This is a genomic window from Trichococcus flocculiformis (genome assembly GCF_900113645.1).
Classification (GTDB): domain Bacteria; phylum Bacillota; class Bacilli; order Lactobacillales; family Aerococcaceae; genus Trichococcus; species Trichococcus flocculiformis.
The window spans coordinates 23135-39570 of sequence record NZ_FOQC01000007.1; the positions used below are offsets into that span (position 1 = coordinate 23135).

17 protein-coding genes and 1 riboswitch are annotated in these 16436 nt (G+C 44.3%); of the genes, 16 read left to right on the forward strand and 1 reads right to left on the reverse strand.

Annotated features, from left to right (window positions below):
- Window positions 1–18: 18 nt before the first annotated feature.
- From xerD to BMZ71_RS04645, 10 genes are all read left to right on the forward strand, one after another.
- On the forward strand, window positions 19–909 hold the full coding sequence (xerD, locus tag BMZ71_RS04600) for a site-specific tyrosine recombinase XerD (RefSeq protein ID WP_086988652.1): 891 nt from the start codon (window positions 19–21) through the stop codon (window positions 907–909).
- Window positions 910–954: 45 nt separating this feature from the next.
- Complete coding sequence (deoB, locus tag BMZ71_RS04605) at window positions 955–2124, forward strand: phosphopentomutase (protein ID WP_086988651.1); 1170 nt, start codon at window positions 955–957, stop codon at window positions 2122–2124.
- A gap of 14 nt (window positions 2125–2138) precedes the next feature.
- Window positions 2139–2957 carry a purine-nucleoside phosphorylase gene (locus tag BMZ71_RS04610; RefSeq protein ID WP_086988650.1) on the forward strand — a complete coding sequence of 273 codons (819 nt, stop codon included), beginning with the start codon at window positions 2139–2141 and terminating at the stop codon, window positions 2955–2957.
- Window positions 2958–2992: 35 nt separating this feature from the next.
- Window positions 2993–3385, forward strand: coding sequence for a GNAT family N-acetyltransferase (locus BMZ71_RS04615; protein ID WP_086988649.1), 393 nt, complete (start codon window positions 2993–2995; stop codon window positions 3383–3385).
- Complete coding sequence (locus tag BMZ71_RS04620; protein ID WP_086988648.1) at window positions 3382–4155, forward strand: segregation/condensation protein A; 774 nt, start codon at window positions 3382–3384, stop codon at window positions 4153–4155. The genes BMZ71_RS04615 and BMZ71_RS04620 overlap by 4 nt, the downstream gene beginning before the upstream one ends.
- Window positions 4148–4768, forward strand: a complete 621-nt coding sequence (scpB, locus tag BMZ71_RS04625) for an SMC-Scp complex subunit ScpB (RefSeq protein ID WP_068560618.1) — start codon at window positions 4148–4150, stop codon at window positions 4766–4768. The genes BMZ71_RS04620 and scpB overlap by 8 nt, the downstream gene beginning before the upstream one ends.
- A 34-nt stretch (window positions 4769–4802) precedes the next feature.
- Window positions 4803–5540: a pseudouridine synthase gene (locus BMZ71_RS04630; protein ID WP_068560620.1), complete on the forward strand. Its 738-nt coding sequence runs from the start codon at window positions 4803–4805 to the stop codon at window positions 5538–5540.
- 31 nt (window positions 5541–5571) lie between these two features.
- Window positions 5572–6294 carry a response regulator transcription factor gene (locus tag BMZ71_RS04635; RefSeq protein ID WP_086988647.1) on the forward strand — a complete coding sequence of 241 codons (723 nt, stop codon included), beginning with the start codon at window positions 5572–5574 and terminating at the stop codon, window positions 6292–6294.
- A gap of 35 nt (window positions 6295–6329) precedes the next feature.
- Window positions 6330–8090, forward strand: coding sequence for a sensor histidine kinase (locus tag BMZ71_RS04640; RefSeq protein WP_177187492.1), 1761 nt, complete (start codon window positions 6330–6332; stop codon window positions 8088–8090).
- Between the two features lie 110 nt (window positions 8091–8200).
- Window positions 8201–8328, forward strand: a riboswitch (FMN riboswitch).
- A 123-nt stretch (window positions 8329–8451) separates the two neighbouring features.
- The gene (locus tag BMZ71_RS04645; RefSeq protein ID WP_086988645.1) at window positions 8452–9024 is read left to right on the forward strand and encodes an ECF transporter S component; all 573 of its coding nucleotides are present in this window, start codon (window positions 8452–8454) and stop codon (window positions 9022–9024) included.
- 113 nt (window positions 9025–9137) lie between these two features.
- Here the strand turns inward: BMZ71_RS04645 and BMZ71_RS04650 are convergent, their stop codons facing one another.
- A complete protein-coding gene (locus tag BMZ71_RS04650) occupies window positions 9138–9374 on the reverse strand; it encodes a ferredoxin (protein ID WP_086988644.1) in 237 nt (78 codons plus the stop codon).
- Between the two features lie 37 nt (window positions 9375–9411).
- On the opposite strand from BMZ71_RS04650, the gene BMZ71_RS04655 reads away from it, so the two are divergent.
- The 6 genes from BMZ71_RS04655 (at window position 9412) to der (ending at window position 16247) form a co-directional block, all read left to right on the forward strand.
- Window positions 9412–10482, forward strand: coding sequence for a YpbB family protein (locus BMZ71_RS04655; protein ID WP_086988643.1), 1071 nt, complete (start codon window positions 9412–9414; stop codon window positions 10480–10482).
- 7 nt (window positions 10483–10489) lie between these two features.
- Window positions 10490–11914 (forward strand): RecQ family ATP-dependent DNA helicase, encoded by a 1425-nt coding sequence (locus tag BMZ71_RS04660; RefSeq protein WP_177187493.1) that lies wholly within the window; start codon window positions 10490–10492, stop codon window positions 11912–11914.
- Window positions 11915–11979: 65 nt separating this feature from the next.
- A complete protein-coding gene (locus BMZ71_RS04665; protein ID WP_086988641.1) occupies window positions 11980–12570 on the forward strand; it encodes a LysM peptidoglycan-binding domain-containing protein in 591 nt (196 codons plus the stop codon).
- A gap of 73 nt (window positions 12571–12643) precedes the next feature.
- On the forward strand, window positions 12644–13327 hold the full coding sequence (gene cmk / locus BMZ71_RS04670; RefSeq protein WP_086988670.1) for a (d)CMP kinase: 684 nt from the start codon (window positions 12644–12646) through the stop codon (window positions 13325–13327).
- A gap of 157 nt (window positions 13328–13484) precedes the next feature.
- Window positions 13485–14756, forward strand: a complete 1272-nt coding sequence (gene rpsA, locus BMZ71_RS04675; RefSeq protein ID WP_086988640.1) for a 30S ribosomal protein S1 — start codon at window positions 13485–13487, stop codon at window positions 14754–14756.
- A gap of 177 nt (window positions 14757–14933) precedes the next feature.
- Entirely contained in the window at window positions 14934–16247 is a 1314-nt protein-coding gene (gene der / locus BMZ71_RS04680; protein ID WP_086988639.1) for a ribosome biogenesis GTPase Der, read from the forward strand.
- The last annotated feature ends 189 nt before the right edge of the window (window positions 16248–16436 follow it).

The following is a 16436-nucleotide window of genomic DNA, read 5'->3' on the forward strand; positions in this document are numbered from 1 at the left end:
TGAAATGGGTTAAAGGTTATGGAAGAAGAAATTAATGTATACGGGCGTTATTTAAGGATTGAGCGAGGTCTTTCGGATAACACGATCACCAGTTACCAACGAGACCTCAGAAAATATAGCCATTTTTTGGAAAAGAATGAGATTCATGCATTCGGAGATGTCACCAAGCCGGATGTACTTTTGTATCTTCAATTCTTGAATGAAGAAAAATTGGCCACAGCCTCAATCGGGAGAATGATCACGAGTCTCCGGAAATTCCATCAATACTTGAAGCAAGAGGGATTAATCGAAAACGATCCGATGGTCACCATCCAATTACCGAAAAAACAGCAAAAATTGCCGAAAGTGCTCTCGATGGATGAAATCGAACGTTTGATGGCTGCTCCCGATGTCAAAACAGTCTTAGGCTTGAGGGATCGTGCCATATTGGAACTGTTGTATGCCACCGGTCTTCGTGTCAGTGAACTCATCCACATTACGATGAGTGAAATCCATCTGGATATCGGGTTCATCCAAACAATCGGGAAGGGCGATAAAGAAAGAATTGTTCCGTTGGGGGAGGAAGCCGCCTTCTGGATTTCGGAATATTTGTCGGACAGTCGACCAGCTTTGGCTCACGGAAGGAAAGAGACGGCTTATTTGTTCCTGAATTTCCACGGTAACGGATTCACACGACAAGGAATCTGGAAAAATCTAAAACAAACCGTGCGGGATGCCGGCATCAATAAAAATGTATCTCCGCACATGTTGCGCCATTCCTTTGCAACACATATACTGGAAAACGGAGCCGACCTGAGGATTGTGCAGGAACTATTGGGGCATGCTGACATTTCTACTACCCAGATTTATACGCACATTACGACAGAGAGAATGGCAGAAATTTATCAAAAATATCATCCTCGTGCTTGAAGTTTACTTGCTCAAGGAAGCTGAGGATCCGGGAGGAATAAAATCATGAAATTTAATCGCATCCATTTGATCGTTTTGGATTCAGTCGGCATAGGGGAAGCGCCGGATGCCGATAAGTTCGGCGATGTTGGATCGGATACGCTTGGACATATCGCAGCAGTCGCTGGGCTGGAAATTCCTAATCTGGAAACATTGGGATTGGGAAACATACGCGAACTCAGCGGCGTAAAGTCTGACAGCGCGTCACTTGGCTACTATACAAAACTCGAGGAGGAGTCCGTCGGTAAAGACACCATGACAGGCCACTGGGAAATCATGGGACTGAACATCCAGTCTCCATTCCGCGTTTTTCCTGAAGGTTTTCCGCAAGAATTAATCCAGAAAATCGAATCTCACACAGGCCGGAGAATTATCGGAAACAAACCGGCCAGCGGGACCGAAATTCTGGATGAGTTTGGTGAGCACCAAATGAAGACCGGCGATCTGATCGTCTACACATCAGCGGATCCGGTGTTGCAGATTGCCGCCCACGAAGACATCATTCCGCTTGAGGAATTGTATGCAATCTGCGAATATGTCAGAGAGATTACATTAGAGGATCCCTACATGATCGGAAGGATCATCGCCAGACCGTATATCGGAACTCCCGGACATTTTACCCGCACAAGCAATCGACACGATTACGCCTTGGATCCGTTCGGGAAAACAACGCTGGATTACTTGAAGGAATCGGGTTATGATGTCATTGCCATCGGTAAAATCAATGATATCTACAACGGCCAAGGCATAACGGAATATGTCCGTACGAAAAGTAATATGGACGGCGTGGACCAGTTGCTGAAAGTCATGGAAAAAGATTTTCGGGGTTTGAGTTTCCTGAATCTTGTCGACTTTGATGCGCTCTTCGGACACCGCAGAGACGTGAATGGTTACGCTAAGGCAATCGAAGACTTTGATGGGCGTATCCCTGAAATAGTGACTGCTTTAGCGGATGATGATTTGCTGTTGATCACCGCAGATCATGGTAACGATCCAACATTCCCAGGGACAGACCATACGCGCGAATATGTTCCATTGTTGGCTTATTCGAAAAAAATGGCGGGTCGCGGCAAGATGAATCAAGGCAAATTTGCGGATATCGGAGCGACCGTATCCGATAATTTTCAGGTGTCCGCTACTCAAAATGGCCGTAGTTTTTTGGATGAATTGAACTAGTGAGGTGTGTGGATATGACAAATAATCAAAATAATATACGAATAGCCGCCAAATTTTTAGAAGAAAAAGGTTTATTGGAACCTGAATTCGGTTTAATTTTGGGTTCAGGCTTAGGCGAGTTGGCCGAAGAAATCACAGATGCAATTGCGATTCCTTATGAAGGAATTCCTTATTTTCCGATTTCGACAGTTGAAGGGCACAAAGGCCAACTTGTTTATGGAAATCTGAGCGGGAAAAAAGTCATCGCGATGCAGGGGCGCTTCCATTTCTATGAGGGGTACGGGCTCGAAGCAGTTACTTTTCCGATAAGGGTAATGAAGCAACTGGGCGTTCACTCGTTGGCGCTGACAAATGCCGCAGGTGGCATCAGTTATGCCTTTACACCAGGAGATCTGATGCTGATCACGGATCACATCAATCTGACGGGCCAAAACCCCTTAATCGGACCGAATGACCCCGAGCAAGGACCGCGTTTCACAGACATGAGCCAAGCCTATGATGCCGAATATCAAGCGAAAATAAAACAAGTCGCTTCGCAGATGGGATTGGATTTGAAGGAAGGTGTTTACCTCGGACTGACAGGTCCGACTTATGAAACACCAGCAGAAATCCGGATGTGCCGTGTACTCGGGGCAGACGCTGTCGGTATGTCCACCGTGCCGGAAGCCATTGTGGCTCGTCATGCAGGTTTGCGCATTTTCGGTATTTCCTGTATAACTAATTTAGCTTCAGGCATGCAAGCAACCCTGAATCATGAAGAAGTCGTCGAAACGACCACCCGAGTCAAAGAAACATTCAAAACATTATTGAAGAATACGTTGACTGCTCTGTAACAAACGGGTAAATACAAAGTGAGAAGGAGATCGAAGTGTTCATTTCTTATAATCAATCATATGAAAAAATAGCTATGGGACTACTTTCTTATGTAACAGATCTAAAAAATGTGGCGAGGCTGAAGCCAGAAATGGAAAGCTACATCGAAAATGTTGATAGGAAGCTCTTCTTGTGGAAAGATGAAGTGACTGATAATATTGTTGCTCTGATAGGTGTGGAAATAAGCGAGGCAATGGTGCTCGTCCGTCATATTGCCGTTTCCCCTTCATTTCGTAATGAAGGGATTGTTCATCGGCTGTTGGATGGTCTGCAACAACACTACCCTACAAGCACAATCAATGGCACGCTGGAAACCGCGCCGTTCATCGCCAAGTGGAACCAGAAACAACTGAACCGAAGTGATGAGGAATCGAGTGGATCATTGTGAGCGAACAAAATGAACTCACCCTCATATTGCCGGATTTTGAGGGACCATTGGATCTCCTCCTGCACTTAATCAAAGAGCTCAAAGTTGATATTTTTGATATTCCGATTACGGAAGTGACTTTTCAATATTTGCGTTACTTAGACACGATGCAGGAGATGAAATTAGATATCGCCGGCGATTATTTGTTGATGGCTGCGACATTGTTGGAAATTAAAAGCCGTATGTTGCTTCCGAAAAAAGAAGTGACTTTCGAAGAGGAATTTTACGAAGAGGGTGAAGATCCAAGGGAAAGCCTGATCCAACAATTGGTGGAATACAAGCAATTTCAGGAAGCCGCCAAAGCGCTTAAAACGATGGAAGAGGAGCGCGGCTTATATTTCACGAAGCCCGCAACGGACCTGGAGGAGCTTCAACAAGCGATTCCGCTTGCCCCGGGCGAAGTTTCAGCTGCAGACCTTATCGCTGCACTTCAGAAAATGTATCAGAAATTGCAAAAAAAGAAGCCGCTGCAGGCCAGAATGGAGCAGGAACAATATACGGTGGATCAGACGATGACTTGGATCATGGAGAAGTTGGACAACCTGCCGCATGATTCTGACCAGAGGCTGCCCTTTACGGATTTCTTTGAAGTGCAGACCAAAGCGCAGATCGTGAATACATTTTTGGCGATGCTGGAATTGGTCAAAGAAAGAAAAATCAATTTTTCGCAGGAAAGCACCTATGGAGACATTTATATATTACGTAATATGGGAGTTTTAGCAAATGAATAAAAAAGGGGCACTGGAGAGTCTGCTGTTTGTGGCAGGGGATGATGGCTTGAGTATGGATGAGATCACCTCTTTATTGGAGACCACCCCATTGGAAGCGCAAAATTTGTTGACCGAAATGCGGGCGAGTCATAACGACAACATCCATTCCGGTTTGACGCTCATTGAAACCCGCAAAAGATACCAACTCGCCACAAAAAGAGAGTATGCGGAACTCATCAAAATGTACGCTGTTTCGCCATTCGCGACCCACTTATCGCAAGCTGCCCTGGAGACGCTGGCGATCATCGCATACAAGCAACCCTTGACGCGGATGGAAATCGATCAGATCCGCGGCGTGCAGTCAGCAGGACTGGTCCAAAGGTTGTTGCTGAGAGGCTTGATAAAGGAAATCGGACGTTCCGAAACACCGGGAAGACCGATCATTTACGGAACGACCGACTATTTCATGAATTATTTCGGACTGACCACAATTGATGATCTGCCGAATGTGGATGAATTATTCCAAATGCAGGATAATGAATCTTTTGATCTTTTTGATTTTCCTATTGATGAAAATCAAGATAGCCAACTTGCTTTTTTCAAAGCAGATTCCGTCATACCGGAACAAGAATGACCGACAAAAACAAATAAGAATAATAGGTGAATAAATGGAAAGATTACAAAAAGTTATTGCTCATGCAGGAATAGCATCAAGACGAAAAGCCGAAGAACTGATCACTTCTGGTGCAGTCAGCGTAAACGGGAACAAGGTGACAGAATTAGGGGTCAAAGTTTCAAAAAATGACAGGGTCGAAGTGAACGGCATGCCGATCTATCGAGAGCAGCCTGTTTACTACTTGTTCTACAAACCCAAGAATACTCTCTCATCCGTGAAAGATGATAAGGATCGGACTGTTGTTACCGATTTCTTCGATGTTAAGGAGCGGATTTATCCCATCGGAAGATTGGACTATGATACAACTGGACTGCTTCTTTTGACCAATGACGGTGAGTTTGCGAACCTGTTGACTCATCCGAAATACCACATCGACAAAACTTACGTCGCTAAAGTTGGTTCTATCCCTACGCGCTCTGATCTGAACAAATTGGAGAACGGGGTACTGATCGACGGGAAAAAAACATCTAAAGCGCGGGCTAAGTTGATTTCGGCCAATTCCCAAAAAAATACAGCAATCGTTGAATTGACCATTCATGAAGGTTGGAATCATCAAGTAAAAAAAATGTTTGAAAAAATCGGTTGCCCTGTCGAAAAACTGAAAAGGGAGTCATTTGGATTCCTTACCCTCGGTGATCTAAAACCTGGGCAACACAGAGAGCTGAAGGCGTTCGAAATAGAGAAGCTTAAGAATATGGCTCTTGCCAACGAAAAGGCATCAAAAAGGTAGTTTTCTTACACAACGGGAGAGGATGATCACGATGACAAATTCCAGCGGGAAAATATTGATTGTGGATGACGAAGAGCGCATCCGAAGACTGCTGAAACTCTATCTGGAAAAGGATGGCTACGAAACAGCCGAAGCAGAGGATGGTACAACTGCGGTGGAAATGATCCTGAATAACCATTACGATTTGGTTTTGTTGGATATCATGCTTCCTGGGATGACTGGCATTGAAGTAGCGAAAGTTGTCCGTAAGGAAAAAGAAATACCGATCATGATGATCACTGCCCGCGGCGAAGAAAACAATCGCGTAGAAGGTTTTTTGTCCGGAGCGGATGATTACATTGTGAAGCCGTTCAGCCCAAGGGAAGTCATGCTGCGCGTCGCTGCCATCCTGAAGCGGACCAAGCCTTCAGAATCGGAATCGAGCACAATCGAATACCCAATGCTGAAGATTTTTCCTGATGCCAGAAAAGTTTTGGTAGACGAAGTGGCCATCAATTTGACTCCAAAAGAATTTGAGTTGCTGCTTTATCTTTCGAAGTCCCCGGAAAAAATTTTCACGAGGGAAGTTCTTTTGAAAGAAGTCTGGAAATACGAATTTTTCGGCGATCTACGTACGGTGGATACGCACGTCAAGCGGTTGCGCGAGAAACTGTTGAAGCAATCTAAACCTGTTTCGAAAATGATAGTCACCGTTTGGGGGATGGGTTATAAATTCTCTCCGAATGATGACCATGCGGCAAACGATGCACAATGAGAAGGACGAGCATATTCCTCAAATCATGGGTCCTTTTGACTTTTTTGACTGTAACCATCATGACTTTGATGTATATCGGCCACGCAATCATCAGTGTGAACTCAATCGAAGATACCTATAATAAACTACTGCAGGAAAAGATCACCGCATATAAGGACTCGATCATGTCCGATCCTGAAGGTTATCTCACGCAAGCCAGTGCTGGGCAATCGTTTGATCCTGAAATGTCCTATTACATCAAAATAGCAGATCAGAGCCGTTTCGTCATACAAAACCCGGAACTGCAAGGGCAGTCCGAATTGCTTCTGGAGAATATTTTAATGAATGATCAAATTCTGGATGCAATCGACAGTAACGTAGATGATTTCAGCAGAATCACCATCAAAGACGAGGAAAACAATCCTTTACTTCTGATGGTTTTTGTTCATAAATTTGAGCTGCAGGGACAATCCGGAATGCTCGTCATCGGTTATGATTTAGATGAATTTCAGACCTACCAACTGAACGCTAAAAGTATCACGCTACTGCTGTTGACCGTATATTTGATGGGGACAATCATCTATTATCAGCACCTGATCCGGAATGTTGCTGAGCCGTTGGGGATTATGACGGATATCGCCTTCAAATACTCACGGAATGATTTTTCTAAGCGGATTACGTTCGAATCTTATGACGAGATTTCTGGTTTAGGAACTGCCATGAACAAGTTGGGAAAGACCCTTCAGGCTACGATGCTGATGAACAGGGAAGAACGCGAACTGTTGAATCATCTGTTTGACTCGTTGCCTTCTGGAATCCTCTACTTTGACCAGAATTTCCAATTGAAATTAGTTAACGGACCAGGGCAAGATTTTCTGGATTTTTGGCGAAGAGTTGACCCGGATGCCGAGGCTAAAGCGATGCCGCATCAGTTCAAAGAAATGGTGCAGTACGCTTTCAAAACAACAGCCGGGTCGGGAGCGGATCTCAGTTGGTCACAGCGGCATTATAACGTCAAGGTGACACCGGTCATCCAAGCGGATCTGCAAAAAACCACTGGGGTGCTGATCGTGCTGCAGGATGTGACGAACGAAAGGCAATTGGATATTATCCGCGGAGATTTCATCACGAATGTATCCCACGACTTGCGGACACCTTTGCAGATGATCAAAGGCTACAGCGAAGCCATTATCGACAATATCGCTGAAAGCAATGACGAAAAGATAGAAATGGCTCAAATCATTTTGGATGAAACGACCGAAATGAACAAGATGGTGAACAATCTTCTGGATCTATCTCGTATGCAAGCGGGTTATGTTGATCTGAACAGGCAGAATGTCGATCTCGCGGATTTCTTCGATCATTTGGCAAGTAGGTTCGAGAACAGTTTTAAAGAAGCCGCTATCCAATTCACTTATGAGCTTGCAGATGGCATCAAAACTTATGCTTTCGACGAAGAGAAAATGAATCAAGTATTTTACAATCTGATCGATAATGCGGTACGATATTCGGCCGAAATCGGCAAACGCAGGCAAAAATTCATACATATCACAATCCGCATGGATGATGTGTTGGACAACGTCATCTTTGAAGTCAGCGATAACGGGATCGGTATCCAAGCGGAAAGTCTGCCGTTCATTTTCGAGCGATTTTACAAAAATGATAAATCTCGGACATATTCGAAGCAAAAAGGGACTGGCATCGGACTTTCAATCGTGAAAACAATTGTGGAAGCGCATGATGGAGAAATTGAGGTCCATAGTGAGCCCGGTGTAGGGACGACTTTCTTGGTGCGGCTTCCATTCCACGCTGTTTGAGAAGAGTGGCCGGATAATACTCTCAAAAAAAACATCTCGAAACCGTAATAACGTGCTTGACAAGCGCTCTTGCATCGCTTATAGTTTATGTAATAACAAATATAAATATGATTCGTCTTCAGGGCAGGGTGAAATTCCCGACCGGTGGTGAAAGTCCACGACCTCGCAGTGTTACATTGCGGGCTGAACTGGTGTAATTCCAGTACCGACAGTACAGTCTGGATGGGAGAAGATGGGGTTTCTTTGAATTGCAATTTCAAAGGCTCTATTTTTATGTGTCCATTTGAGGATGATAAGAATAGGGTCTTTTCTATTTGGAGAAACCCATCTCTGAGACAGTCAACAGGGAGGATTTATTAACATGCAACAAAACAAAACAAAAAGATTGGTCGGTATTTCACTATTTGGGGCATTGGCATTTGTGCTGATGTTCATCGCTTTTCCGGTAATTCCAGCATTTTCGTATCTGAAGATCGACTTCAGCGACTTACCGATTCTGCTTTCATTTTTCCTTTACGGTCCAGCCGGCGGAATCATCTCCGCTGTCATCCGATCTATTTTGCACTACCTTCAAACAGGCGGGGATATGGGCTATCCAATCGGGGACTTCGCAAGTCTGTTGGCGACGCTCTCTTACACTTTGCCTGTCTACTACCTATTGAATAAAGCTAAAACAAAAACAGCCGTTATTATGGCGCTATTGACAGGCACCTTGGTGTTGACGGTTGTCTTATCAATAGCCAATTGGTTCATCATCACTCCTTTATATATGTATCTTTTGAACTTTGAGATGGGATCCGTCAAAGAATTAGTATTGGCTGGTATTTTGCCGTTCAATATCATCAAAGGACTTGTCGCAAGTGCGGTCATCCTTTTGGTGATGCCGAAGTTGAAACCTTGGTTGGCGCATAATAAAGTTCCGTTTGCCCAGTAAGAATTTGCGGTTTATGATTTTGCTTTTCCAAGAAAAAGAGGCTGCATCCGAATCAGTGATGATTCCGGGTGCAGCCTCTTTTCGATTATCCCTGCAGCAAAGAGAGTTCAGAATCACTGTTCTGTTGCAGGGAAAGGTGATTCTGAACGCAAGATGGCACCGGTTGGGCATTTGCGATAGGCAGCCAGAAACGCTTCGAAGCGTTCGGCAGGTATCGGAGCATTTCCCGCATTCGCATCCATTTTCGTAAAAGCTATCCCTTCGGAAGTGTAGTCGAAGAGATCCGGTGAAATTATTTGGCAAAGTCCACAAGCGATGCAGTTATCCTGATTTACTTTGGTATAATACATACAGTAACCTTCTTTACAAAAATTTGGTGGTGATGATATGAAAGATTTGACATACATAGAGTATCTTTTTTTGGATTGTATTTCAACCGGGCGCCCCATCAAGGAAGCGACTCTTTTTTATACCCTGATCGGCAAACGGACCGTGTCCACCATGCTCCAGTGCCGCCAATATGATCTGGAAGCCTATTTCACTGTCATGCCGGGCATGAAACTGACAGCCTTGAAAAAGGGTCTTGAGCGTTTGGTTTCGGATGGACTGATCAGCGGAAACGAGGGCGAGGGCTTTCTGCTCAGCGAAGCAGGAAGCGCGAAGAAAGCTGAGTTTTTCAGCCGTCACGCGCATTTTTCTTTAGGAAGCCAACTGGAATTTGCCCTCGTTCAGAGTGTTTTGCGTCGTCGGATGCTGTTTCTGATCCAAGTCCTTTCCGAAATGCTGCACAAAAATAAACATTACTATCCTGTTGAGCGGGAAGCGAAGGAGCAGCTGTGGATGAAGCGCTTGTTGACGCAGCAGGCCGGAGATAAAGCCGCTTTTGCACGCGCTTATGGGGAAGAATGGCGTAGCTATTTGTCACGGCTGCCTGAAAGGGATGCCGGGCTCTTTGTGCTGCAATTTGAAGGCGCTGACCACTTGAGGAAAACGACCGGTCAAATGGCTGGACTGTTATCGTTCGAGGAAGCCGAAGTGAAAATACTGCTGCACCAAAATTGGCTGAGGTTGTACGGCACTTTGGAAAAAGAACCGGAAAATTTTCCTGTCCTTGCTTCTGTCATGCAGATGACGATAAAGGAAAACGGCTTGGCTTCCGCCAGCGCCGAAACGACCATGGGATATTTCATGCACGGGCATGGCATGGCGGAAATCATTTCGATGCGGGGATTGAAACAGAGCACGATCCAAGATCACTTTGCCGAAATCGCCCTGATCTATCCGGAATTCCCTACACAAAGATTTTTGGATAAGGAGAAGATGCAGTATCTGCAGCAACTCGTGGAACACAAGGTACGTGTTGATTACCGGGAAATCCAAAAAGTATTTCCCGAAATCACCTTTTTCGAGTCCAGGCTGATACAAATAAGAAGTGAGGTTGCGGTTAAATATGGATGAAGCACAATTGAAATCAGAACTACAGAAATACTTCGGCTACCCGGCATTCAAAGAGGGCCAATTGGATCCCATTCTATCAGTTTTGGCCGGCAAACATACGTTGGCCACATTGCCGACGGGAACAGGAAAATCGTTGATTTACCAGCTGAGCGGCTATCTTTTGGATGGAATGGTCGTTATCGTTTCGCCATTGTTGTCCTTGATGGAAGACCAGGTCGCCCAGCTGAAATTCATGGGTGAAAAAAGGACGGCCTCATTAAACAGCATGCTGCAGTTCGAAGAAAGGCAAAAATTACTGAGCAGCCTGGATCAAATCAAGTTTTTGTTTCTTTCTCCGGAGATGCTTCAGAACCAATTCGTAATGAACCAACTCAAACAGATTCCGCTTGCTTTGTTTGTGGTCGATGAAGCGCACTGTATTTCCCAATGGGGATTGGATTTCCGCTCCGACTATCTTTTTCTGGGAGCAGCAAGACAAGCCTTGGGCAATCCATTGACGTTGGCGCTCACCGCTACAGCGACATCAGCCGTGATGGGTGACATCATCGGATCTTTGCATATCGATGGGAACGCTTTGAACGTATTTGAAGGACCGGTAGACCGTGCCAACATTTATTATAAGGTCGCTGCAATGCCTCCAGAAGAGAAAAATGAACATCTCCTTGAGCTTTTGAAGAGATACCCATCTCCAGGTATTGTTTACTTCTCCAGTAAGGCACAAGCTGATGCGGTAGCTTTCATGATCCGAAAAAAAACAAGTTTGCGCGTAGAAGCCTATCATGCCGACCGGACAAATGAAGACAGAATCACCATCCAACATCAATTCCTTCAGGATGAGTTGGACCTCATTTGCGCCACAAGTGCCTTCGGAATGGGAATCAATAAGGCGAACATTCGCTATGTGATTCATTACCACATGCCGAATTCGTTGGAAGAATATGTGCAGGAGATAGGCAGAGCAGGGCGCGACGGACAACAGAGTACGGCTGTCCTGTTGTATTCGGAAACGGACTACAACTTCAAAGTGAAGATGTTGCAAGGTGATTTTCCTAGCGATTTTACGATTGAGAGTGCAATCAAAAATAAAGCAGTCAATCCCGATTATGGCAGTCCGACTGAGCAAACGTTGCTGCAGCACATCTTGCGTCAGCAGCTCACGAAGGAGGAAGCGAAGCAATTTATAGCGGCCCGGCGAGAATTGAAGCAAAATTTGTTGAAGCGCATGAAGGGGTTCGCCGAGACCGATAATTGCAGACGTGCGTACATCTCCGCTTATTTCGGGAAAAGCAGTCTGGTCAAACCTAGCCACTGCTGTGACAACTGTGGCATAGAAGAACCGCCTTTAGTGGGTACCATAATTTTTGGGAATGCGTTTCCAACGAAGGCAGTCCCACACTGGGAAAAAATCGTTTCTGACCTTTTTCTTTTATAAAATTTAACCCCAAAATTACGGAAATGTGCTACAATTAGCATGAATCACTTATAGGAGGAACCCGAATGGATAAAAAGAATCGCAATCGCAATAATGGAGAGCCTTGGTCACGTAAATTCGGCGAAGATGAAAATCTGAAGAGCCGGCAGTATTCGCGTTCGGCCAGAAATACAAAAAATAAAGAAGTAGCACCTCTATTAAAAGTATTGCTGTTTCTCTTTTTGGCTATTCTGATTATTCCTTTTGCAACCATCTATTATAATAACCAGAATCAAAATACTCCCGTACCCAAGAGCGCTGAACAAGTGATGATCAACAAAAGAGTAGCCAGTTCCAGTGTCGAGAGCAGCGAAGAAGTATCTTCTGAAGAGCCCGAAGCATCCAGTGAAGTCGCTGAGAGCGAAGCAGAACCGGAATCAACGATTGTGGAAACGCCAAGTTCCAGCACTGTACCCCCAGTGGTCGAAACGCCTGTTGAAACAGTCGAAGAACCCGCAACAACAAACGGAGCGTACAATAATTCCTACACCATCAAAGCAGGCGATAACCTTTATCGGATTGCTGTGAACCATAATATGACATTGGATGAGTTGATGCAGGCTAACGGTTTGAGCAGCACAGAAGCGCAAATCGGTATGGTATTGAACGTTAAATAATGGAAGCCGTCTGATAAGGCGGCTTTTTCAATGAAATCAGATAGAACAAAGTCGGAGGTTTAATGTGAAAAAAATGAATATTGCCATAGATGGTCCCGCATCGGCCGGTAAAAGTACCATCGCGAAGAAAGTTGCGGAACAATTGGGATACATCTATCTGGACACAGGTGCGATGTATCGAACGTTGACTTATGCAGCTTTATCCAACGAAGTCGATCTCCAGGATGAAGAGGCATTGCATACGTTATTGAAAGGGATCAGGATAACTTTTTTGACTGCCGGAAACGAAATGCAACGCGTGTTTTTGAATGATGAGGACGTGACCGATTCGATCAGATCGGAGGAAGTGACCCAAAACGTCTCCTTGGTTTCCTCGTTTGCGAAAGTGCGTGAAGAGATGGTTGCTCGCCAAAAGAGTATCGCACGCTCCGGCGGGGTCGTAATGGACGGCAGGGACATAGGTACCGTCGTATTGCCTGATGCGGAAGTCAAGATTTTCATGACAGCAACTGCAGAGGAAAGAGCGCTGCGACGATATAAAGAAAACATAGCGAAGGGTATGACCACTTCCTTGGAAGAACTGACGGAAGACATGAAGCGCCGCGATCATTTGGATAGCACAAGGTCGGTTTCACCATTGAAAAAGGCGGAAGATGCCATCGTTCTGGACTCTACACATTTGGAAATCGACGAAGTCGTTAAGCAGATTCTCGGCATTATCGAAGTGAGACTAAACCCCTTACAAACATTGGATTAACAATACTAGACGATTTTAAGCAAAAATGTTAGAATGATTATATGCAGTATTACGCTTTCAAAAATATGGAGTCAAGGATTAGTTCCTAAGCCGGAAGGCGAGGGAGTTAAGGAGCCTAGCCAATCGGTTGCCGCAGACTTTTAGGAGGAATAGTTACATGTCAGATTACATTGAAAACCCAGAGTTAAATGAAGAAGAGTCCAACAACGTTGAACAGACTATGCAAGATGTGTTGGATGAAGCATTATCCATTGAAGTGGGTGATACTGTCAAGGGAGAAGTTTTAAGCATCCAAGATAGACAAGCCATCGTAGGAATCATCGGGGGCGGAGTTGAAGGGGTTATTCCTTACAACGAATTATCCGCAAAACCATTCGATGAAGTTACAGAAATCCTAAACGTAGGTGACGTTGTGGACCTGGTTGTCATCAAACAAATAAAAGACAAAGAAAACGGAAGTTTCTTGCTTTCGAAGCGTCGCATTGATGCTAAAATCGTTTGGAAAGATATCCAAGATAAATTTGAAAACAACGAAATCATCGAAGCGCCAGTCAAAGACGTCGTTAAGGGCGGATTGGTTGTTGATGTCGGCGTTAGAGGTTTTGTTCCGGCGTCAATGGTTGAAGATCATTTTGTTGAAGATTTCAGTTCATATAAAGGTAAAGTAATGACATTCAAAATTGTTGAACTTGAACCTAGCGAAAACCGCTTGATTTTATCACATAAAGCGGTTGTAGAAACCGAAAAAGAAGCTAATAAAGGTAAACTGATGGATGAATTGGTAGCCGGAGACATTGTCGAAGGGACAGTCGCTCGTCTGACCAACTTTGGTGCATTCGTTGATCTTGGTGGCGTGGATGGTTTGGTCCACATCTCTCAAATTGCTCACGAGCACGTGAAGAATCCTGGAGATGTTTTGGCGATCGGGCAATCGGTCAAAGTCAAAATCTTATCAATCGACAAAGAAAATGGCCGTGTATCGTTAAGCATCAAAGACACGTTAGCTGGTCCTTGGGATGCGATAGCTGAAAAAGCTCCGATCGGTGCTGTATTGACTGGTGTTGTCAAACGCTTGACAAGCTTTGGGGCATTTGTGGAAGTTTTCCCGGGTGTTGAAGGTTTGGTGCATATTTCTCAAATTTCACACCAACACATTGCGACTCCGCATGAAGTGCTTCAAGAAGGCCAGGAAATTCAAGTTAAAGTATTGGATGCAAAAGAAGACGAGCAACGTCTGTCTCTAAGCATCAAAGCTTTGGAAGAAAAAGCTGCTAATGGATCACCAGCAGATGATGAAAGAAAAGAGAAAAAAGAGAAAAAAGATAAAAAAGTTGAAGAATACGTAGCTGATGATTCAGACGGAAACTTCACATTAGCAGATTTATTAGGCGACAAACTTTCGGGTTTGAAAGACGATTCTGAAGCCTAATCAGCAAGGAAAGTGAACATGTGAGGGCATGGAATTCCATCCATGCCCTTTTTTTGTTGTTATTATTGATGGATGTATGTTATAAATGACATGGATGAAAACATTGATAAGACCAGATACAGTGAGCAAATACCCAAAAAGTTTTGTGATGTAGAGGAAAAGAAAGGCGGAGGTTAGATGCCAAATCCAGTAGTAGCCATAGTAGGCAGACCAAACGTAGGAAAATCAACAATATTCAACAGACTGGCAGGAGAGAGAATATCCATCGTAGATGATGTCTCTGGTGTTACGCGCGACAGAATTTATGCAAAAGGAGAGTGGCTTGGCAAGACATTCAACATCATCGATACAGGCGGAATCGATATCACTGATGAACCTTTTATGAGCCAAATCAAATTGCAAGCGCAAGTAGCAATTGAGGAAGCGGATGTCATCATCTTTTTGACAAGCGTCAGAGAAGGTGTGACGGATGCAGATGAGAACGTCGCAAGAATCCTTTACCAATCCGATAAACCTGTCATATTGGCGGTAAATAAAGTGGACAATCCGGAAATGCGCGCCGAGATATTCGATTTTTACAGTTTGGGATTGGGCGAACCCTATCCTGTTTCAGGAAGCCATGGCTTAGGTCTTGGAGATCTACTTGATTCGGTTGTAGCGAATTTTCCATCCGAAGACGAGAATGCGGAAGAAGAAGATATCATCAACTTCAGCTTCATCGGCCGTCCGAATGTCGGCAAATCATCTTTAGTGAATGCCATTTTGGGGGAAGAGCGCGTAATCGTTTCTAATATTGCCGGTACAACCCGTGACGCTATCGATACGATGTTCGTTGATGAAGAAGGCACGAAATTCCGGATGATCGATACAGCCGGAATCCGGAAAAAAGGCAAAGTCTATGAATCCACAGAAAAATACAGCGTCATGCGTGCAATCCGTGCCATCGAGCGTTCGGATATCGTCATGGTCGTACTGAATGCGGAAGAGGGTATCCAGGAACAAGACAAAAAAGTTGCCGGGTATGCACATGAAGCAGGCAAAGGAATCATCATACTGGTTAATAAATGGGATACTTTAGAAAAAGATAATCATACAATGAAGGAGTTCGAGGAAAAAATCCGTAAGGAATTCCAGTACCTCTCTTATGCACCGATCATGTATGTTTCCGCTGTGACGAAACAAAGATTATCTACTATCCCTGCTAAAATCAAGGAAATCAGCGAAAATCAGAATCGCCGTATTTCTTCATCCTTGTTGAATGATGTCCTGATGGATGCTGTCGCACACAATCCAACGCCGACTGACAAAGGTCGTCGTCTGAAAATATACTATATGACGCAGGTAGCTGTAAAACCGCCGACATTTGTTGTTTTTGTCAACGATCCAGAATTACTGCACTTCTCATATGAGCGTTTCCTTGAGAACAGAATCCGTGATTCGTTCGATTTTGAAGGAACACCATTTCACTTGATAGCTAGACAAAAAAAATAAATTACCTTCACAAAGGCATTAAATCCACTATAATCGTTGCAGTAGCACGGTTTGTGTGCTATTCTTTATTAGAAATATCTTTTCAATTTGACTGCGGTATTTCAGAACTATTTTTGGACCACTCAAAAATAGTTTTCCCATGTTTTGTTGTGTTATCAAAGAAAGCATGTATTCTTCTTCTTTAAAGGA